The sequence below is a fragment of the Cellulomonas xylanilytica genome (genome assembly GCF_007989805.1).
Taxonomy (GTDB): Bacteria; Actinomycetota; Actinomycetes; order Actinomycetales; family Cellulomonadaceae; genus Cellulomonas; species Cellulomonas xylanilytica.
In genome coordinates this window covers 116,821-137,499 of sequence record NZ_BJUB01000004.1, presented here as the reverse complement: position 1 = coordinate 137,499, position 20,679 = coordinate 116,821, and the positions used below count along the sequence as shown (strand labels likewise).

Sequence of the window (20,679 nt, the reverse complement as noted above, 5' to 3'; positions counted from 1 at the left end):
TGACCGACGCGGCGGCGCGCGTCCCGGCGACAGTGCCCGCTGTTGCGGCGCGGTCCCGTCGGCGGTTTGGTGGTCCTGGCGAAGAGGTCCGCCCGACACCCGCGACGGCAGGGAGCCTGCGCATGGTCACGTCGGACCGGATCGGCGAGCCGTGGGGTGCGCGGACCCCCTACGGGCGGGGACAGCAGTGGCCCGTGCGCGTCGACACGTACCTGGACGCAGGAGTGTCGCCGCCGGACGTGGACCGGTGGGTGCAGACCGCGTCGATCCTGCACTCGAACGGCGACGCGATGGACATCGCCGTCAAGGACGGGCGCATCGTCGGGGTGCGGGGCCGCGGGCAGGACCGCGTCAACCACGGCCGGCTCGGCGTCAAGGACCTGTACGGCTGGCAGGCCAACGCCTCCCCGGACCGCCTGACCCGTCCGCTGGTCCGGCAGGACGGTGTCCTCGTCGAGACGGACTGGGACACGGCGATGGACCGGGTCGTCGGGCGCACCAAGGAGCTGCTCGACGAGCAGGGCCCCAGCGCGATCGGCTTCTACACGACCGGACAGCTCTTCGCCGAGGAGTACTACACCCTCGGGATCGTCGCGCACGGGGGTATCGGGACCAACCACGTCGACGGCAACACCCGGCTGTGCACGGCGACCGCGGCGGAGGCCCTCAAGGAGACCTTCGGCTGCGACGGCCAGCCCGGCTCGTACACGGACGTCGACCACGCCGACGTCGTCGCGCTGTTCGGCAACAACATGGCCGAGACGCAGTCCGTCCTGTGGATGCGGATCCTGGACCGACTCGCAGGCGACGACCCGCCCGCCATCCTGTGCGTCGATCCTCGACTGACCCCCGTGGCTCGCGCCGCGACGGTCCACCTCGCTCCGCGTCCGGGGACCAACGTCGCGCTCATGAACGGCCTCCTGCACGAGGTCATCGCCCACGACTGGGTGGACCACGACTACGTGCAGGCGCACGCGGTCGGCTACGCCGAGCTGGAGGCGAGGGTCGCGGACTACCCGCCCGACGTCGTGGCGCGGATCTGCGACGTGCCCGAGGAGCAGGTCCGGGCGGGTGCGCGGCTGCTGGGGACCGCGGAGCGGCTGCTCTCCACGGTGCTGCAGGGCTTCTACCAGTCCCACCAGGCCACCGCGGCGGCGGTCCAGGTCAACAACCTGCACGTCATCCGCGGGATGCTGGGTCGCCCGGGGTGCGGCGTCCTGCAGATGAACGGCCAGCCGACCGCCGAGAACACCCGCGAGTGCGGTGCTGACGGGGACCTGCCGGCGTTCCGCAACTGGTCCAACGACGCGCACGTCAAGGACCTCGCACGCGTGTGGAACATCGACCCGATGGACATCCCGCACTACTCGCCACCGACCCACGTGATGCAGATGATGCGGTACATCGAGGACGGGTCGATCCGGATGATGTGGATCACCGCGACCAACCCCGCCGTGTCGCTGCCCGAGCTCCGGCGCATCCGCTCGATCCTGTCGCAGGAGCGTCTCTTCCTCGTCGTGCAGGACCTCTTCCTCACCGAGACCGCGCAGCTGGCGGACGTGGTGCTGCCTGCCGCGACGTGGGGGGAGAAGACGGGCACGTTCACCAACGCGGACCGCACGGTCCACCTCTCGGAGAAGGCCGTGGACCCCCCGGGTGACGCCCGGGCGGACCTCGACATCCTCGTCGACTTCGCGGACCGGCTCGGGCTGAAGGACAAGGACGGCGAGCCCCTGGTGAAGTGGCACGACCCGGAGTCCGCGTTCGAGGCGTGGAAGGAGTGCACCCGGGGGCGCCCGTGCGACTACACGGGCCTGAGCTACGACACGCTCCGCGGGGGCAGCGGGATCCAGTGGCCCTGCAACGAGGAGCACCCGGACGGGACCGAGCGGCTCTACGTCGACGGCCGGTTCTGGTCCGACCCCGAGTACTGCGAGAGCTACGGACGCGACCTGCTGACGGGTGCGCCGCTCGAGCCCTCGGAGTACAAGGCGATGAACCCGGCCGGCAAGGCCGTCCTCAAGGCTGCGGAGTACACACGGCCGCACGAGATGCCGAGCGAGCAGTACCCGCTCCAGCTGATCACCGGGCGGACGCTGTACCAGTTCCACACCCGCACCAAGACAGGACGGGTGCCGCAGCTGCGGGACGCCGCTCCGGAGGTGTGGGTCGAGGTCTCGGCGCACGACGCTGATCTGCACGGGGTCGACGAGGGGGACCTCGCCGAGGTCGCGACGCCGCGGGGGACGGTGCGTGCGCGTGTCCGCGTCAGCGGCATCCGGTCGGGCGTGCTGTTCCTGCCGTTCCACTACGGCTACTGGGACACCCCGGGCGGGCACGAGCCGGCCGAGCACGGGCGTGCCGCCAACGAGCTGACCATCACCGAGTGGGACCCGGCGTCGAAGCAGCCGATCTTCAAGACGGCGGCAGCGGCGCTGCGCCGGGTCGAGAGCGGTGACGGACGCCCGTCCGCAGCCCCGACGACCACCGGGTCAGCCCCGGTCCGGGGCCACGTGCCCGCCACCCGGGGCGGGTCGTCCGCCGCGGTCCTGGAGGACGTGCCCGGCTCGACGGGAGGTGGACGATGAAGATCGGGCTCGTGCTGCGTGAGCTCCACCGGTCGGAGAGCGACCTGGCGCACGAGCTCCTCCAGGTCTCCGACCGGCACAAGGTGGACCACGAGATCTTCTACGTGGCACGCGACCTGGCCGCCTGGTCCCAGGACCACGTCCGCGAGATCGCCCAGGTCGCCCGCGACTACGGCGAGGAGCTGGACCCCGACGCGGACGGCGAAGGCGGTGTCGCCACCGCCGTCAGGGACAGGGCGAGCGAGCTCGTCGGCCGTCTGAGCATCCCCGGTCTGCTGCTCCTGCGGGACCTGCGGGAGGTGTACGTGAAGGCGTCCGGCGTCTCCGTCGACTGGGAGATGCTGGCGCAGGCGGCGCAGGGTATCAAGCACACGGACCTCCTGGACGTGACCGCGCGGTGCCACCCGCAGACCCTGCGACAGGTGCGCTGGGCCAACGGGAAGCTCAAGGAGTCGTCCACGCAGGTGCTCGTCAGTTGACTGCCGACGACTCCGGCACCGACCGGCACCTCGCGATCAGCCGCATCGTCGTCCGTCCTGTCGGGACGCCCCTGCCGCTCGGCTTCCTCGGCCTGCTCGTCGCCACGACGGCGTTCAGCTCCCTGCAGCTGGGGTGGATCCCCCCGTCGGAGGGGCATGCCGTCGCGCTCGGTGTGCTGGCGTTCACCGTCCCGCTGCAGCTCGTCTCGTCGGTCTTCGGGTTCCTCGCCCGGGACCCGGTCGCGGGGACGGGCATGGGGGTCCTCGCCGGGTCGTGGGCCGCTGCGTGCCTCGTCACGCTCACGAGCCCACCCGGTGCGTCCAGCGCGGGGCTCGGAGTCCTCCTCGTCACCGCCGGGGTCGCGATGCTCGTACCCGCCGCGGCCGCCGTGACCAAGGTCGCTGCGGCGGCCGTCATGGGCCTGTCGGCCGTGCGGTTCGCGCTCACGGGTGTCGCACAGATCACCGCCGAACCCTTGTGGTCGACGGTGGCGGGCGTGACCGGGCTCGTCCTCGCCGCGGTGGCGCTCTACGCGGCACTCGGCTTCGAGCTCGAGGACGCCCGGCACCGGACCCTGATCCCGACCGGCCGCCGGGGCGCCGGCTCCGACACCCTGAGCGGAACGATCGAGGGCGAGCTCGCGGACGTGGTCCACGAGGCCGGGGTGCGCAAGCAGCTGTAGGGCTAGCACCACCCGGGGTCGAGCGCGGTCGTCCTGGACGCACGAGTCCGACGACCTCCTCGACGAGGTCGAGCGCCGCGCCCTGCCCCGGCTCCCGAGCAGCGTCCAGCCGCTCGGGAGCCGAGGGGACGTTCCATCGGGGCCAGGAAGTCGCTACCTCCTGTCCACCGGAGGCCGCGGACCCCTCACGCGCAGGGCAGGCCGTGGTCCGGTGGGGGTCTGCAGTGGTAGGCAGGTCCCATGGACCGACAGTCCGTGGAGACCGACCAGGCGCCGGCAGCGCTGGGCCCCTACAGCCAGGCGATCGTCGCGGGCGGCTTCGTCTTCGTCTCCGGCACCGTCGGCATCGACCCGGTGACCGGCGCCGTCGCCGAGGGGATCGAGGCGCAGACGGAGCTCGCGCTGAGCAACCTTGCCGCGATCCTGGAGGCGGCGGGGTCGTCGATGGACCACCTGGTCAAGACGACGATCTTCTACGCGGACGTCGCCGACTTCGCCGCGCTCAACGCCGTGTACGCGCGCCACATGCCGACGCCGCCGCCGGCCCGGTCGGCGCCCGCGAACGTGGTCCTGCCTCGCGGTCTGCTGGTCTCGATCGAGGCCGTCGCTCTCGCGCCCGAGGCCTGACGGTCGAGATCCAGCCGAGCACGTCCACGCGCACCTGCAGGACGACGCAGGTACCACGGGAGCATGTCTCCGCAGGTCGGACGGGTGGCCCGAGTGAGATGCGAAACAGGTCGCAGTCCCGGTAGGCCCGCCCCGGAAGCGATCCCGACTCTGAGTGGGCGACGATGGACACGACGCCCACCTCAGCGACCGTCCGGGCAGTTGTCGGTGCCGCCGACTCGGCCTGGTCCGAGTCGGTCGGTAGCCGCTAGCGTGGCAGAGACGGCCAGCGTCGCTGCACGCAGGACCACGCCGAGCCCATCGAGCGCAAGGCGCGCTCATCGTCCACCGGGCACCACCCGGCGGCACCACGCTGCGGTCCCGACCGAAGCCCGTCAGCCCGACCGCGGCCCTCATCGAAGCGCGACGTCGTGCTTGTCGTCCGAGCACCGCGGACCTCGCCGGACGGCACTCAGCCGACCCGGGCGGCAAGTGCCGCGCCCGGCCATCGCGCTGCCGTACATCGAGAGCAGGAGGAACCATGACGACCGTCACGCACCGGCTGAGAGCTGTGGCTGCAGTCCTCGTCATCGCGGCATCCGCCACGCTCGGGATCGCGAGTCCCACGAGCGCCGCGACCCACGTGACGCGCACAGTCATCCGCGGCCCGCTCATCCAGGCCCAAGCGGACGTCCTCGACGGATGCATCGAGCAGCACCTGTACGTCCAGGCCATGCAGGACAGCACCGGGCAACCCCTCGTCCTGGTCCTCGACTCGCGGGTCGACGTCTGCGGCGGCAATGGCGGCAGCTTCGCCGAGGGAACAGCGGTCCCGACCCTCCTGCAGGTGCACCCGAGTCTGTCGTCTGCGCACCTGGTCGCCAGCGTGCCGCTGCTGACGCCCGACGGGCGCTCGGCCGGGACCGTCGAGCTGGACCTGACGTTCACCGGAACCGGCGCGACCACCCGTACGCACTTCCGCCAGAGCGTGACCGACCCCACCGGTGGCACGACGTACACCTTCACCGACCGAAGCACGTCACGCTCGGCAACCGCCACGGGTGAACCCGACGTGGCCTTCGGGTTCGCAGCGATCGGCATCCTGAAGCAGGGCGAGGTCGTGCGCACCCGAACCTGACGTCGCACTCCCGTGCGCGCCAGGCGCGCACACCGGTCGGCGGGTGGGATGCAGTCTCACGACGTCCGGACCGTCCCACCGAGGCCGACCGTCGTCGATCTACCAGGTGAGCGTGCCCTCCCCGCGGAGGACGTTGTGGTCGGAGACCCACGAGGACGTCGACACGCCGCCGAAGTCGGGGGCCCACCGCCGGGCGGTGAAGAACACGTAGTCGAGCTTCCGGGTCCCTACCGTGGGGGCGTTGTAGGTCCCGTCCCCGCCGGCGCGAGGCTGGTCGGCCTCCACCATGACACCGGTGCCCACCTGGCAGGGCGTGCTCGACGTGCCCCCGAACCCGCCCGCGTAGAGAGGCTTCAGTGCGACGGCCGCGGTGCAGCTGCGCACGTTGATGTTGGTGTCCGCCCCGAGGATGGCGGCGCCGCCGTTCGCCGCATGCGTCGCCAGCCTGCTTCCGACGGCAGCGGCCTGGTCGTCAGACATCGACGCGGGGACGGAGAAGTGGGAGCTGCACACCCGCAACGCGGCACCCAGGACGACGTCCCCGCACAGCAGGTACCGCCGTTCGATCTCCCAGAACGGCTTCGGCAGCTGGGTCGCGGTCACGTTGGTCGGTGGCGCGGCCTGGACCAGCAGCGCGATCCCCCAGCTGCGGGCACCGGGCGCGCACCGGTCGTCCCAGACGGGGGTGGTCTGCAGGAACGTGCCGCTCCAGGACGGACCGAGCCGCGCGAGCAGCCGGTCGTAGGTGTAGCGACACACCTCCTGCAGCGTCACGACGTTGCTGCCGCCGCTCACCACGCTGGTCGCGATCGCCTCCGCACGCTGGGCGGCGGTGGCGTCACACTCGGGGCTGCGCCCGTACCGGTCGCACGCGTTGAACTCGAAGACCTTCGTTCGCAGCGTCGCGGCGTGTGCAGGGGAGTGGGCGGTCAGGCCGGTCAGGGACCCGACGACCAGCACGAGCAGTGCCAGGAGCCAGGGAACGTGTCGCGGACGGGGGCGTCGGGCGCTCATCGGAGGGCGCACCGTGGGATGTCGAGCCGGTCCCCGCTCACCAGGGAGACGTCCGCCCCGATCTCGGCCATCGACGTCTCCACGAAGCGTCCGCCCCGGCTGCGCGACCAGGTGCGGGCAACCGTGGACGACTCGGCGCTGTTGTCGAACATCGTCAGACGGGAGCCGTCGGCGGCCGAGTACACCAGGTCACCGCGCACGCCCCGCAGCACTATCGCCGACCGCCCCGTGGCGACGTCGATCTCGACGACCCGGTCCCGTGATCTCCCCGCCTCGGTGGGCGCCCGACCCTCCACGGTCAGGAGCGTCGTGCCGTCGGGCGACCAGTCCAACGAGAGCAGGGCGGTCATCGCGTCCGACCGGTGGAGCGTGGTGCTGTCCCCGTTCACTGGGTTCGCGACCCGGACCTCCTGGGTCGCGTCGGGCAGTGTCGCGACGAACGCCAGCCGCTGCCCGTCGGAACTCCACGTGAGCTCACGTGTCGCCACCGCGGCGGGCTCGGCGCGACGTGCTGCCGAAGCGGCCGGGGGCAGGCTGCGCGGGGCCGCCACGGCGGGCAGGTCCACCAGTGCGGGTGCCGAGGTCCCGACGTCCGGCTGCTCGCCGGCGGTGAAGACGGTCAGCCCGAGCCGGGACCCGTCCGGCGCGGGCGCGACCCCACCGACGTCCGGCGCTTCCAGCACGAGGGTCTGCTGCCCGGACGCCGGGACGATCGCCAGCACCCGGTCCGCGGGGGGCGAGGGCGTCACCGTCGTCGCGTCGGCGGTGGACGGCGGCGGGGAGGCGGGAGGCGAGGGATCGGGCGACGCATAGATGGTCGCGGCATCGTCAGCGATGCCGAACTCGTAGGAGCCGAGGTCGGTGGTCACCCGTGCCACGGAACCGTCCGGCCGGACCCCGTAGATGTCGGAGGACGGTGAGGACCCCGCCTTCTCCATCAGCTCACCGTCGGCCGTGAAGCCACGGAAGACGGCCACGAACGGCTGGCCCTCGCACTGGGTGAGCCCAGCGAACGGGGCGCCGTCCGCCCGCAGCGCCTGGGGAGCGTCCGGTGAGTCGGCGTCGATGGTCGGCGCGCACGCTGACACCAGCAGTGCGATCCCGAGGAGCAGGACGCCTGTGCTCGCACGCTGCGCTCTGGTCGTGGATGTCATGTCGGGCCCCCGCCGTCCGTTCGAGGCTAAGTCGCATTGGCGCCACGCGACAAGGACCCGACACTCGACCATGCCAGATCATCCGCGCGTTCCTGTGGAGTGGGGACGTGGTCTTGGCTCTGCCCGTGCATGCGCATGCATCCAGCCGCCAACCCTGCGCGAAGCTCGAACCCCGGACTGCTCATGACCACCAGTACAGGACGGGTCCGTGTGGGCGTCGCAGGCGCCCGTGCCCAGACCCACCTGACCGCACACGGGTCGAATGAACCGGAATAGAGTGCGGAGACCTGACGCGTGACGGAATGTGGTGCGGACATGGTCGAGGATCGGGTCGCCGAGTTCCATCGGTTGCATCGTTCGGGATGTTTCGTGATGCCGAACCCGTGGGATGTCGGGAGCGCACGGCTCCTGGAGAGTCTCGGGTTCAGGGCGTTGGCCACGACGAGCGCCGGCCTGGCCTGGTCGCTCGGCCTCCCGGACGCCCAGGTCACCCGCGACCAGACGATCGAGCACCTCCGTCAGATCGCCGAGGCCGTCTCGGTGCCCGTCAACGCTGACTTCACGGACGGCTACGCGGTGGATCCCACCGGCGTCGCGGCGAACGTCACGCTGGCCGCGGCGACCGGGATCGCCGGACTCTCGATCGAGGACTCGTCGGGGGATGACGCCCACCCGCTGTACGACTTCGAGCTGGCCGTGGAGCGGGTGGCCGCAGCACGACAGGCGATCGACGAGAGCGGCACGGGAATCGTCCTGACGGGCCGCTCCGAGGGGTTCGTCTGCGGCCGTCCCGACATCGACGAGACGATCAGGAGGCTCCGTGCGTACGCGGACGCAGGCGCTGACTGCCTCTACGCTCCGCGGATCGACGACCTGGACCACGTGTCCGCGATCGTGGCCGCGGTGTCACCGAAGCCCGTGAACCTCCTGATCAACTCTCCGTTCACCACCGTTGCTGCGGCCGCACAGCTCGGGGTCCGCAGGATCAGCGTGGGGGGCACGCTCGCGCGTACTGCGTGGGACGGAGTCCTGTCGGCCGCCAGGGAGATCGCGGATCAGGGGACGTTCTCGCGGTTCGAGCGCCTCCCCGACGTCGAGGCACTGTTCGCCGACTGAGCGTCTCGACCGCCGTCCGCCCCTCGTTCGGCGAAGTCCCGGTAGCCGCCGCGGACTCGATCACCCGGTCCGGGAGCTCGCCGGGAGCGTCGGCCGCCGACACGGGCCATCGCGTGGCCGCGAGGCTCGATGGCCAAGTCGCCCGACGCCCACTGGAAGCCAGTCAACTGGCTCGCCGCGATCTATCTCGGCACGTGGGCGGCATCGTTCGACCTCCCGCTCTCTGTGGCGTTCACGGTCCGACTCGTCGCCGGAACCGGATTCGTGACGTGGCTGGCGGCGCAACGGCAACGTGACCCAGGGTCTCGAGGCGAGGCGGATCAAAGGCCGATGCGGAAGCGCGGCAGCATCCGCGTTCGATCTGCTGCCAACGGAGGAAGTCGGTCCGCGCGCCGCGGCCACGATGGGGTCGTCAGTCACTCGGATCCAGTTTGCGCGGTAACGCCTACACAGACACGACCCCGGCCTTGCTCAGGACGTTGCGCATCAACTGCTGGAGAGTGGGGTCCACCACGAGGCTGCCCCCAAAGGTCAGCGAGCCGACGGAGAACACGAAGCCGCCCCCTGGATGTTCGTAACAGACGATGTCGGCGCCCGGTCCGACTCCGTCGAACACGCCAGTAGCCAGGATGGCCAAACCGTCGGGCACGTCGGATGGGGGAATGACGGCGGGCGACTCCATGGCGCAGCCGTAAGGAATCGAGATCGCCCCCAGACCGTGCGCAGTGTCGACCTCCCAGGCGCTCGCCTTGCCGTTGCCGAATCCCGTATTGAGACCCTCCTGACCGAATCGGTCCCCGTTTGCCACGTTCATGCCGTCGAAAAGGGGGTGATCGGCGTCGAGCACTTCGTAGGGCGAACCTGTCACTCCACAGCGTTCGGTGGCGACACCGATCACCGCGCGCTCGGGACGCAGTGGTTGACGCGCCCGCAGCAACGCGGGCACGCGGTCGCCACCTTCGACCCCTTCGAGGTAGGTCATCTCGCGGGCCTGGGCGTCGTAGACACACGTTTCGAAGAGGCCGTTCCCGCCGAGGTAGGCGAAGCTTCCGCCGTCATCAAGATAGGCGAGGAGGTTGTCGTACATCTCCGGCGTCCAGTACTCCGGGTGGGTTCCGCACACCAGGATGGGGTACTGCCCGGCGTCGCACCCGTTCTCATGGAAGTCGAGATCGGTGTACATGTCGGGGCGGTAGCCTTCACTCTCCAACCAGCCCTGGATCCAGAGCTCGCCTCGGCTGAGGTGCCAGTCCGTAAGGAATGGGGTCGTGGGCGCGGCGTTGACCATGGGACGCATGAGGCTGATCTGTGCCAGGCCGGTGTATTTCGATGCTCCGCCCCAGCCGTCGTAGGCAAGCCAGGTGTTGGTGTTCGCGAGCAGCGCTACCTGTGATCGCTGCGACTGATCCGGTCTGACCACGAAGGGTATTTCGGAACCGAGTCCCTCGGCGTCGACGCACGCCGCAGCGTAGATCCCCGACCTCCACGTGTCACCCACGTCTAACCCGAACGTCTCGTTCCAACCGCACCCGACGCGCCACGGCTCGGCCGGGGTCGGCTGCACCGGTGATTGGAAGTCGACCTGCTGCACGGTCTCCGACTCGATGTCCGCGGATGTCGATGTATACCTTCGTATCGTTGCCGTGCACGCGTTGCCGCCTGACGTCATGAAGGAGATGCGCTGTCCTGGCGCGGCTGACAGCGGCCAGCAGTACCCCTCGACGGGACGCACCGTCGAACGCCACAGCCGCAGCTGTCCTGTGGCCGGCTGATATCCGAGCAGGTCGACCCAGGTGTCTTCGGTGAACTGCCCGGGACAGAACTCCCAGCCGGCCGCGGGGATGGCCGTGTCCCATTGTTTGAACGCGAATCCAGTCGAATCATCGGTGCCGACCCACATCCTGCCGTTGCTCGGGTGGAACGCGAAAAGGTCCGCCTTGGCTCGAGCCGTGAAGTATCCGGGGCACAGCTGCCACCCCGCTGCAGGCTGGAGTATGCCGCGCTGTGCCAGCACGAAATTCCCTCCTTCGTTCTCTCCCACCCAGATCGAGCCGTCGCTGGAGTCGTACCCGACCACGTCCGGGCGGCCGCTGCCGGTGAAATCTCCGACGACGAACTGCCACACGCTGGTCGTCGCCACGGTGCCCCACTGGGCGAACGAGAACCCCGCTCCGGTGTTCTTGCCCACCCACAGGCTCCCGTTGCTCGGGTCATAGCCGAACAGGTCGTCCTTGGCTCCACCCGTGAAGCGGCCGACCCCGAATTTCCAGCTCGATGCCGGCTGCACCGCACCCCATTGCTCCAGCTCGAAGTGGGTGCCTGTGTTCTTTCCGACCCACAAGCCGCCGTTGCTGGGGTGATAGCCGACGACATCGGCTCGAGGACCTGCAGTGAAGTTCCCCACCCCGAACCACCAGTCGTCCGGCGGCGACACTGAACCCCAGTGTTGGAAGTCGAAGCCGTCTCCGGCGTTGGTGCCGACCCACAGACTGCCATTGATCGGGTGATAGCCGAAGAGATCGGCCTTTCCAGAGCCGACGAACACCCCGGAGCGGAACTGCCATCCAGAGCTCGGTGAAACCTGTCCCCACTCTGCGTCTGTAAAAATACGATCGGCCACTGGTCCGCCAATCATCCGGTTCGCCCTTGAGCGGACGAAGAACCGACTCCACTGAAGGCGCATGGTTGCGCCTGAGTCTTTGGCGCAATCGTGCGCCAAATCAGTTGATCGAGCGTCAGCCGCAACTATCTGCACCGTAGCCGCGCATAGGCGCGGTCTCAAGACCATGGCGCGCGGACACCGCGGGAGGGGAAGACTGACACGCGGCCATGCGGCCGCCCGTCAGGGGGTAACGGGAGTCGCGCACCCCGCGTCGCCAGTTTGGAAGACTGGACAGGCCAAGCTCTTGATCTGCAAGAGCAGTTCCAATACATCGCTAGTGGGAACCGGTCGGAATCTACCCACGGCGGGCACGCTCGCTGCGGGAGAGGACCCGCAGCGAGTACCACGGCGCCCCTAGGACGACGGTCAGCCAGAGCCTGGTGATGGAAACGCGCCGACCGGCCAGACGAAGCGTTGGTGGCAGCAACGGGATGGTGAGGCGCGAACCCGGCGACTAGCGTCGGCGGACCCCCGCACACCGTCCCCCGCACATGCGAGCCCGGACCACACTTCCAGCGCTCTGTCGCCCGACGTCGCGGCCCCTGGTGGGAGCTGGTCTGCGCGCTGCCCGACCGCAGGCGACAGCGAGATGACGGGCCGGACGGTATGGCTCGCGCCCGCATGCTAGTGCGGTGAACGACATCGATGGCGGCCGCCGGCGTGGGGTCCTTCCCGGCGCGGGTCCATCTGGCGCTGGGCGTTCGCGGTGTTCTCGTCGTTGACCACCTGCCAAGTCGTCAGTTGGTCGACGGTGAAGAGGTCGGCCGGGTCCGGCTCGAGGTCATCTCAGGGTTTGTAGAGAAACATCGCTGGCTCCATTGCTCGCGCCACGTCCCTCGCGATCAACCGTACAAGTCGGGGGAAAGCGCAACCGCTCCAGCTCGTCGCGCGCCTCGCGCAGGTCCATCGCCACGTAGGCGAGCTCGACCCCAGAGTCGAGCGGCGAAGCGAGACTGAGCCGCAGAGCTGAGTGGCCCGCCGTGTACAGCAGAGACCACAGCACGGCCCACGTCGACTGAGTCCCTTCGAGCAGTTCCGAGACAGGGGCGCTCCATCCCATGGCCCGGCTCCTTCCAAGCAGCGCCACCCGGTGTCTTGTGCGGAGCGCAGCGCCACCGCACAGCGGCCGACATCCGGGTCGTGAACGATCCGCTACGAGCGGGTAGGCGGGACTGGACGCAAGATGCGGGATCCACAGAGGAAGCGGCCACGGTCGAGGGCGGGGACATGGCCGCGTGACCTGGGTTTCCAAGACCACCCGCGGGTGATGTCGCGGTGCGACAAGCTCGCTCTCATGCGGATGAGCTCCCGCGGTGACCTCGGTGAGCTGGCCGCGGTCTTCGGATTCGCACCCACCGGCATGCTCGCCCCGTCGCCGTCGCTCGTCCAGGCGGAGATGCCCGTTGCTGGCGGTTCGCGCCCGTCCCGAGCTTCGTCCGCGTCGGTGCTCGGCTGACCTTCGACGGCGGGAGCGACGTGCGGGCTTCCGCGCCGCAGATCCGGCCACGGCGGCGGATCGGGCTAGCAGGGGCGAGGGATGCCGCCGCGAACCCTCGCTGATCTCCGCGGTCCCGGCCAGTGGCGTCCTGCTGAGCTGCTGAGCAGCCACCGCGCGTATCGACGGATCGGGGCGGGCTGAGCTCGCTGACGAGGGTGGTGACGGCATCCCCGATGCCTACCGTCGGCGGCGGACCCCTGATCTGCGGCTGCGGGACGACTGACCTACCGCGCGGAGCTACGGAGGGGTGAGCGCCCGCCTGGCAGCATCATCAGTCCAGCTGCAACCGCGACCAGGTTCTGACGGTGGATGCCCAGGCCGCGGCCCCGACGCTGACGACGAGCGCGACGCCGAGCCCACTGACGTCGGCGGCCGCCTCGGCCCCGCCCGCCCCGACGAGGAGCGAGGGCACCGCCCAGGGGAACCACGAGCCGCCGCCGAGCAGCACGACGACCTGGCTGACCATGACGATGCCGAGGAGAGCGCCGACGGCAGGCAGGTACCCCCTGCCCACGGTTGCCACCCAGGCGAAGGGCAGCGCCAGCCACGCTCCGGCCACGCCGGCCAGCACCCCGGTACCCAGCGTCTGAAGGTCGCCGGAGCCCGGGAGGCCCATGCCGGCGACCACACCGCCGACCAGGGTGAGGAGGGCCGCTCCGACGGCTGCGGTCGATGACGCGAGCATCACCGATCCGAGCTTGGCCGCGGCGATCCGCGAGGACGGCGTCGGCAGTGCCAGCAGCTGCCCCAGCGTCCGGTCCGAGTACTCCCGGCCGCAGCTCCACGCCGCGATGACCCCTGTTCCCAGGAGCCAGAGGACGGACACGATCTGTCCGAAGGCGCCGCTGACGGCGGACCAGCCCACGCCCTCGACCATGGCCGCCACCTTCGCCCCGGCCAGTGAGCCCTCCGCCGTGCCCCGCGCGGCAAGCAGCGCGGCGCCGACGGAGAAGAACGCCGCGATGACGGCCATCGCGCCGAAGGCCGTCCGGGCCACCGGTGACCTGCGCACCTTGAGCAGCTCGACCGTCCACGCGGGACTCATGAGCGCGCCTCGGGCTTCCGAGCAGGAGCCGGCCTGCCGAGCTCGGCGGTGACGTCGATCCCGTCGGCCCGAGCCGCCATGGCGAACAGCTGGACCTCCAGGTCGGGCGTCCGGGGATCGAGGCGACCGACCACCCGCCCGCGGTGGAGAACCGTGATCCGGTCCGCGATGCGCGCAAGCTCGTCGAGGTGATGGCTGGACACGAGCACGGCGCAGCCAGCTGTGCGGGCTCGCTCCACCACCAGCCGGCGGACCACCAGCACGCCCGCGGGATCGAGCCCGTTGGTCGGCTCGTCGAGCACCAGCAGCTGCGGGTCGTGCACGAGTGCGGCCGCCAGGCCGAGCCGCTGCCGGTTGCCGAGCGACAAGCCTCCCGCCCGTCGGGTCAGCAGGTCGGCGATCCCGAGCGCAGTGGCGGCCCGGGACACGGCGCGGGGGACCAGCGCGCGAGGGACTGCCCGCAGGAGTGCCGCCGAGCTCAGGTTCTGCTCCACGGTCAGCTCGGCGTAGGCAGCCGGAACGTCGATGAGGTGGCCGATCACGGCGCCGGACGGCTCGGCGCCGGAGCGGAGACGGAGGACTCCGGCGTCCGGACGCAGGACGCCGGCCAGCATGCGCAGCAGGGTCGTCTTTCCCGAGCCGTTGAGCCCGACGAGGGCGTGCACCTGCCCGGCAGCGACGTCCAGGTCGACGCCGTCGACGGCCGTGACCTCGCCGAACCGGCGTACCAGGCCCCTGGCCTCCAGCGTCGTCATCGCGGGGGACCGAGCACGTCGAGGGCCGTGGCAAGGGCGTCGGCCAGCATGGGCCCGTCCGTGGCCGGCTGCGCGGCACCCCAGTGCATCAGGCCCGAGGTCATGGCGCCGAGCACCGCCCCGACGGACGCCTCGGCGACGGACCGCTCGACGTCCTGGGCCACGAGCACGGTCACCACGGCGTCCTGGGTCCTCGTCATGCTCTCCCAGATCCGCGCTCGCAACGCGGGGACTCCGGTCGCCAGTCGCAGCCGGCGTCGCGATTCCTCGTCGAACTCGGCCGACTGCAGTCCGGCGAGGGCGCTCAGCAGGCCGAGCCGCACCCGCTCGAGCGGCACCAGATCCCGCGGCTGCGCGGCGACGGCCTCCGCGAGCATCGGGTCGTACGGGTCGTCGAGGACGACGTCCTCCTTGGTCGGGAAGTTCCGGAAGAACGTCATGTGCGACACGCCGGCGGCCTTCGCGATCTCCGCGACCGTCGTCTGTTCGTAGCCCTGCTCCTCGAAGAGGTGCAGGGCGTGGGTCTGGAGGGATCGCCTGGTGTCGGCAGCACGCGACGAGGGAGGAGTGGGAGCAGAAGGCACAATCAAATGTTAGTTAGTAACTAACGGGTAGTCCAGGGCTCGTTCGAATCCGCGTCAGACGGGAGTCTCGGCGACGTCGTCGCCCACCGCCGTTGCACGTCGCTCGCGGCGACGGTCGAGCGCGCGCATGACGGGAGTGGCCGCCGCGCCGTGGATCACCACCGATCCGACAACCACCAGGCCGGTGATCGCCCAGAGCCGGTCGGCGTCCGCGAACTCGCCCTCCTGCACGGCGTAGGCGACGTAGTACAGCGACCCGATCCCGCGCACGCCGAAGAACGCCACCACCGCACGCTCCCGCGGCCCGGTCCGGCCACCGCGCAGCGCGATCCATCCCGCGAGCGGTCTGACCACCAGAAGAAATGCCAGGACGACTCCCACCTCTGCCCAGCCGAGCTCGGTGAACGCCCCGCGCGCGACCGCTCCACCCACCAGCACGATGACGGCAACGGTCAGCAGCCGCTCGATCTGCTCGACGAACGCGTGCAGCACCTTGTGGTACTCGTGCTCGCGCTCCGTCCCGCGCAAGGTGACCGCGCACACGAAGACCGCGACGAACCCGTACCCCTCCGCGAGCTCGGCCGTGCCGTAGGCGAGGAACGTCGCCGCGAGCGCCACGAAGCCTTGCGTGTGCTCGGTTATCCGCAGCCTCTCCGCGACGGAGGAGAAGAACAGGCGGCCGAGCAACCACCCCACGAGGAACCCGATCGCGACGCCCACGCCCAGCCGCCACACGACGTCCAGCACGACCCAGCGGCCGAGCCAGCCCCCGGGCGCCAGACCCGAGAGGCTGACGGCGATCGCGGCATAGGTGAAAGGGAAGGCAAGGCCGTCGTTGAGGCCCGCCTCCGAGGTCAGGGCGAAGCGGGCCTCGTCGTCCTGCGTCCCCGGCTCGTCGACCGGTTCGCTCACCTGGACCTCGGTCGCAAGTACTGGGTCGGTCGGGGCGACCGCCGCGGCGAGCAGCATGGCGCTCGCGGCACCGAGGCCGAGGCCCGCCCACCCCATCACCCCGACGGCGATCATCGACAGCGGCATGGTGATCGCCAGCAGGCGCCAGGTCGTGCCCCAGGTGCGCCACGCGAAAGGGCGGTTGATCGCCAGGCCCGCGCCCATCAGCGAGACGATCACGCAGATCTCCGTCAGGTGGAGCGCGATCTCGGGATGGTCGGTCGGGCTCGGGTCGGGGAGCTGGGGGAGGAGCCAGAAACCCAGGGCACCTGCTGCGAGGAACACGGCCGGCATCGAGATCGGCGCACGGCGCAGCAGTCGCGGGAGCACGGCCGCAGCCAACGTGGCCAGGCCGACCGCCAGGAAGATCGCGGCTGGGCCGTCGACAGCGAACACCAGCACACCGTACGGGCGCGACGACGGCGGAGCCCGGTGGGCGCTCGGACTGCACCAGGGTGCGCGTCACCGGGTGCCCGGGCCAGGCGCCCGCCTGCCCTGGTCCGTCGCGACGTACGCCGTCCCCGATGGTTGCGCGTCGCTGAGCCGGCCACCCGCTCTCGGGCGACCGCACGCGGCACAGGCGTCCACGGCGCAGGGCGGTGCCCGGGGCGCGCTGGCCGACGAGGTGATGTGCGCCCACAGTGGAGGGACTCGAACCGGGAGGAGTCGGAGATGTTCTTCGACGCGTGGGCCGACGTGCTGCGGGTGGTCGTGGTGGGGACGGCTGCGTACGTGGCCCTCGTCGTGGTGCTCCGTCTCTCCGGCAAGCGCACGCTCGCCGAGCTCAACGCGTTCGACCTGGTGGTCACCGTCGCCCTCGGCTCCACCCTGGCGACGATCCTGCTCAGCCCGGACGTCGCCTGGGCCGAGGGCGTCACCGCCATGCTCGTCCTCGTCCTCCTGCAGCTGCTGGTGTCCTGGAGCACCTCTCTCCTCGGGCCCGGCCGGTCGGTCGTGACCGCGGCCCCGGCCACCGTGCTGCGGGACGGCGTGCTGGACCAGGAGGCGATCGCGACGCAGCGTCTCACCGCCGCGGAGGTGCGTCAGGCCGTGCGCGGCAGTGGCGAGGGAGGTCTGGACCAGGTCGCTCGCGTGGTGCTCGAGACGGACGGCACCCTCAGCGTCATCCGAGCGAGCGCCCTGGGCGACGCGACCGCCCTCGAGCCCGACGACCGGTAGAAACCGTGCACCGGAGGCTGTCGACGTCTGCTTCCACCGTGCCCTGACCGCCGGTGGACGAGAGTTCCCCTATCGCTCCGGCCGGACCCCCGCCCGGACCACCGAGAAAGGTCGCACGTGTCGTCGGAGCTCCTGATCGCCGTCCTGGTCGCAGGCATCGTCGTGCTCACACCGCTCGCGGACCGCCTCCGCGTCCCGTTCCCGGTGCTGCTCACCGTGTTCGGGCTGGCGGTCCCGCTGATCCCCGGTGTGCCGCACCTCTCCGTCGAGCCGGACCTCATCCTCCCGCTGGTGCTGCCCCCGCTCCTGTTCGCCGCGACCCAGCGCGCGACCGCACGCGAGTTCCGGGAGAACGCCCGTCCGATCCTGCTGCTCGCCGTCGGGCTGACGCTGGCGAGCGCGGCCGCCGTGGCGGTCCTGGCCCACGCCGCCGGCATGCCGTGGGGCGTGGCGGCCGTGCTCGGGGCCGTGGTCGCACCCCCCGACCCGGTGGCGGCGACGGCGGTCGCGCGCCGGCTGCGCCTCCCCGGGCGGCTCGTGACGATCCTCGAGGGCGAGGGCATGTTCAACGACGCCACCGCGCTCGTCCTCTACAACGTCGCCGTGGCCGCGGTCGTCGCGGGAGCCGTGACCGCCGGCGAGCTCGGCCTCAGCCTGGTGCTCGCGGTGGGCGTCGGGGTCGGGCTGGGCCTGGCGGCGGCGGTGCTCACCCGGTTCGCGCTGGCGCGGCTGCACGCGGCCGCCGCCGAGACGACGGTGACGATCGCGGTCCCGTTCGCGGTCTACCTCGGCGCGGAGCAGCTGCACGGCTCGGGCGTGCTCGCGGTCCTGACGCTGGGCCTCTACCTGCGGACCTATGCCCATCACTCCCTCACGTCGGAGGGGTGGCTGCTCGGTCGCGCGGTCTGGCGCTACCTGGACTACCTCATCACCAGCACGGTGTTCGTGTTCATCGGGTTCGAGCTGACCGAGATCCTGGGCACGAGCCCCGACCGAACCTCGGCGCTCGCGCTGGCCGGGTGGACCTGCGTCGTGCTCATCGCGGTGCGCTTCGCGTGGGTGCTGGGCGCGACCGCGCTCTTCCGTCGACGCCGCGGCGTCCCGGTCGCCGTGCCGGTCGGAGGACGGGAGTCGGTGGTGACCTCGTGGGCCGGGATGCGAGGCGTCGTCACCGTCGCGACCGCCCTGGCCATCCCCGCGGCGACGTCGACCGGTGAGCCGTTCCCGGGCAGGGACTCGGTCATCGTGATCGCCCTCGTCACGGTGCTGGTCACGCTCGTCCTGCAGGGCCTCACGCTCGCGCCCCTGGTGAAGCGACTGCACGTCGGTTCCGCGGCGGACGGGGACGACCAGCGACGGACGCTGCGCCGCCGGGCGACCGGCGCCGTTCTCGACGCCCTCGACGGTGCGACGGGTGCCGCCTACCCCGACCGGGTGCGGCACGCCGTCCGGCTCCAGTACGAGGGATACCTGGCTGCGCAGGAGGCCATCGGCACGGCCCGGCGGGGGAGCACGCACGACGACTCCGACACCGGCGACGACGACGCCGTCGGCGCACTGCTGCGAGCGGTCAGCGGGGTCGAGCGCGCCGTCGTCCTGGACGCACGAGCCCGGGGGGACGTGACCCCGGAGGTTGCCGACGACCTCCTCGACGAGGTCGAGCGCCGCGCCCTGCGCCAGCTCGAGTAGCGCAGATCTCCCGCGGTCGAGGGTGCGATCGGTTCCCAGGCCGCCGTCGTCGGCATCTGCGTCGCCCGCTGCGGTCACCGCCCGGCATCCATCGCGGACCGACCGGGTGGGTGCCCGTGGGCGCGGCGCCGTCACCCGGCCGTCATGTCGACGGAGGTCACGACGTGCCAGGGTGAGCGTGTGGGACCACGGCCGCCAGGCACTGCCGAAGCAGGGCGAGCAGCACCGGTGCTCGCCACGCGACGAGCCGTGCTCGCTGTCGGACTGTGGCTGGTGGCGCTCGGCGTCCTCTGGGCCGCGGGGCTCGCCCTCGCGGACCGCGGAGCGGTCGTCACCTACGGGAGCGCGCCGCCGTTCATCGGCTATCTGCACGGTCGCGTGTCGATCGGCACCGTCCTCGCCGTGCTCGTCGCCGCGTTCGTCGTCCTGCAGGGACCTCGCCTCGCGCGCGCCGCAGGCTGGCGTCCCCTTCTTCTGGCCGGGTGGGGAGCGTTGACCGCGTTCGCCGTGCTGCTCGCCGCGACGGACGGTCTCACCGCGATCGCAGCGCCGCTGACGGACAAGAACGACTACCTGGCGGTCGTGCCCCTGGTGGCCCAGGATCCCGGCGAGTTCCTGCGCACCTTCACCGATCGCGTCCTGAGCTACCCGGTGCACGTGCGCGGCCACCCACCTGGCCTACCGATGCTGCTCGGCGGGCTGGACCGCCTGGGGCTGGGCGGCGAGTGGTGGATGGCGGCGCTGGTCGTGGTCGTGGGGACGAGCTCGCTCGTGGCGGTAGGTGTGACGGTGCGGGCTCTCGCGGGCACGCACGGCGAGGCGACGGTGCGGCGCGCCCTGCCGGCCGTCGTGCTCGCACCGGCGGCGCTCTGGTTGGCGACGTCGGCCGACGCGCTCTTCGCGGGTGTCCTGGCGTGGGGCGTCGCGCTCCTGGCCATCGCCTCCACCCGGGAGGGGCGCTCATGGCCGTGGGCCCTCGCCGCGGGGCTCGTCCTCGGTCTGTGCCCGTTCTTGTCCTACGGGCTGCTGCCGATGGGTGCGCTCGCTCTGGTCGTCTGGCTCGTCACGAGGCGGTGGGCTCCTACCGTCGTGGCCGGCGCCGTCGTGTTGGCCTCCGCGGCCGCCTGGGGGGCGGCCGGGTTCTGGCTGTGGGACGGCATCGCCGTCACCCACGTGGCATCCACGCTGGGCCGTGCCGCGGACCGGCCCTACCTGTACTTCCTGGTCGCCGATCTGGTCCTGCTCGGGGCTGTCGTCGGCCCGGCCGGCGTCGGCGGACTCGTGGGTCTGCGTCTCCTGCCGCGGGCCGTCCAGCTCCTCGTGGTCGTCGCTCTGGGCGCGGCGCTCGTCGGTGCCCTGTCCGGCGTGGAGCGCGGAGAGGTGGAGCGCATCTGGCTCCCTCTCGCGTGCTGGGTGCTGCCGGTGGCAGCCACGCTCGCGGACAGGCGGTGGTGGCTCGTCGCGCAGGCGACCGCGACGATCGCACTGCAGATCGTGCTGGTCTCGCCGTGGTGACGCGGACCGTCAGGTAGCCGTCA

General features: G+C 71.1%; 17 protein-coding genes. 9 read left to right on the top strand and 8 right to left on the bottom strand.

What is annotated here, in order from left to right; translation table 11 throughout:
- The first annotated feature begins 122 nt into the window (after positions 1–122).
- From CXY01_RS07785 to CXY01_RS07765, 5 genes are all read left to right on the top strand, one after another.
- Positions 123–2,588: a molybdopterin oxidoreductase family protein gene (locus tag CXY01_RS07785; protein WP_146926762.1), complete on the top strand. Its 2,466-nt coding sequence runs from the start codon at positions 123–125 to the stop codon at positions 2,586–2,588.
- Positions 2,585–3,067: a hypothetical protein gene (locus CXY01_RS07780; protein WP_146926760.1), complete on the top strand. Its 483-nt coding sequence runs from the start codon at positions 2,585–2,587 to the stop codon at positions 3,065–3,067. The genes CXY01_RS07785 and CXY01_RS07780 overlap by 4 nt, the downstream gene beginning before the upstream one ends.
- On the top strand, positions 3,064–3,750 hold the full coding sequence (locus tag CXY01_RS07775) for a hypothetical protein (RefSeq protein WP_146926758.1): 687 nt from the start codon (positions 3,064–3,066) through the stop codon (positions 3,748–3,750). The genes CXY01_RS07780 and CXY01_RS07775 overlap by 4 nt, the downstream gene beginning before the upstream one ends.
- Before the next feature lie 240 nt (positions 3,751–3,990).
- Entirely contained in the window at positions 3,991–4,377 is a 387-nt protein-coding gene (locus CXY01_RS07770; RefSeq protein WP_146926756.1) for a Rid family detoxifying hydrolase, read from the top strand.
- Between the two features lie 520 nt (positions 4,378–4,897).
- Positions 4,898–5,494: a hypothetical protein gene (locus CXY01_RS07765; protein ID WP_146926754.1), complete on the top strand. Its 597-nt coding sequence runs from the start codon at positions 4,898–4,900 to the stop codon at positions 5,492–5,494.
- A 99-nt stretch (positions 5,495–5,593) separates the two neighbouring features.
- Here the strand turns inward: CXY01_RS07765 and CXY01_RS07760 are convergent, their stop codons facing one another.
- Entirely contained in the window at positions 5,594–6,508 is a 915-nt protein-coding gene (locus CXY01_RS07760; RefSeq protein WP_146926752.1) for an endonuclease/exonuclease/phosphatase family protein, read from the bottom strand.
- On the bottom strand, positions 6,505–7,662 hold the full coding sequence (locus tag CXY01_RS07755; RefSeq protein WP_146926750.1) for a hypothetical protein: 1,158 nt from the start codon (positions 7,660–7,662) through the stop codon (positions 6,505–6,507). Before CXY01_RS07755 ends, CXY01_RS07760 begins: the two co-directional genes overlap by 4 nt.
- A gap of 315 nt (positions 7,663–7,977) precedes the next feature.
- Here CXY01_RS07755 and CXY01_RS07750 point away from each other — a divergent pair, with 315 nt between their 5' ends.
- Positions 7,978–8,778 carry an isocitrate lyase/PEP mutase family protein gene (locus CXY01_RS07750; protein ID WP_146926748.1) on the top strand — a complete coding sequence of 267 codons (801 nt, stop codon included), beginning with the start codon at positions 7,978–7,980 and terminating at the stop codon, positions 8,776–8,778.
- 445 nt (positions 8,779–9,223) lie between these two features.
- Here CXY01_RS07750 and CXY01_RS07745 read toward each other — a convergent pair whose 3' ends face one another.
- From CXY01_RS07745 to CXY01_RS07720, 6 genes are all read right to left on the bottom strand, one after another.
- Entirely contained in the window at positions 9,224–11,398 is a 2,175-nt protein-coding gene (locus CXY01_RS07745) for an FG-GAP repeat domain-containing protein (RefSeq protein WP_146926746.1), read from the bottom strand.
- A gap of 823 nt (positions 11,399–12,221) precedes the next feature.
- Positions 12,222–12,500 carry a hypothetical protein gene (locus CXY01_RS07740; RefSeq protein WP_146926744.1) on the bottom strand — a complete coding sequence of 93 codons (279 nt, stop codon included), beginning with the start codon at positions 12,498–12,500 and terminating at the stop codon, positions 12,222–12,224.
- 709 nt (positions 12,501–13,209) lie between these two features.
- Positions 13,210–13,983, bottom strand: a complete 774-nt coding sequence (locus CXY01_RS07735; protein ID WP_146926742.1) for an ABC transporter permease — start codon at positions 13,981–13,983, stop codon at positions 13,210–13,212.
- On the bottom strand, positions 13,980–14,738 hold the full coding sequence (locus tag CXY01_RS07730) for an ABC transporter ATP-binding protein (protein ID WP_146926740.1): 759 nt from the start codon (positions 14,736–14,738) through the stop codon (positions 13,980–13,982). The genes CXY01_RS07735 and CXY01_RS07730 overlap by 4 nt, the downstream gene beginning before the upstream one ends.
- Complete coding sequence (locus CXY01_RS20790) at positions 14,735–15,322, bottom strand: TetR/AcrR family transcriptional regulator (protein WP_222594511.1); 588 nt, start codon at positions 15,320–15,322, stop codon at positions 14,735–14,737. Before CXY01_RS20790 ends, CXY01_RS07730 begins: the two co-directional genes overlap by 4 nt.
- A gap of 54 nt (positions 15,323–15,376) precedes the next feature.
- Complete coding sequence (locus CXY01_RS07720) at positions 15,377–16,669, bottom strand: cation:proton antiporter (RefSeq protein WP_146926738.1); 1,293 nt, start codon at positions 16,667–16,669, stop codon at positions 15,377–15,379.
- A 276-nt stretch (positions 16,670–16,945) separates the two neighbouring features.
- Between CXY01_RS07720 and CXY01_RS07715 the strand changes: the two genes are divergently transcribed.
- From CXY01_RS07715 to CXY01_RS07705, 3 genes are all read left to right on the top strand, one after another.
- Positions 16,946–17,452 carry a DUF421 domain-containing protein gene (locus CXY01_RS07715; protein WP_146926736.1) on the top strand — a complete coding sequence of 169 codons (507 nt, stop codon included), beginning with the start codon at positions 16,946–16,948 and terminating at the stop codon, positions 17,450–17,452.
- A 117-nt stretch (positions 17,453–17,569) separates the two neighbouring features.
- Positions 17,570–19,141, top strand: coding sequence for a Na+/H+ antiporter (locus CXY01_RS07710; protein WP_186813322.1), 1,572 nt, complete (start codon positions 17,570–17,572; stop codon positions 19,139–19,141).
- Positions 19,142–19,390: 249 nt separating this feature from the next.
- Complete coding sequence (locus CXY01_RS07705; RefSeq protein WP_146926732.1) at positions 19,391–20,656, top strand: hypothetical protein; 1,266 nt, start codon at positions 19,391–19,393, stop codon at positions 20,654–20,656.
- The last annotated feature ends 23 nt before the right edge of the window (positions 20,657–20,679 follow it).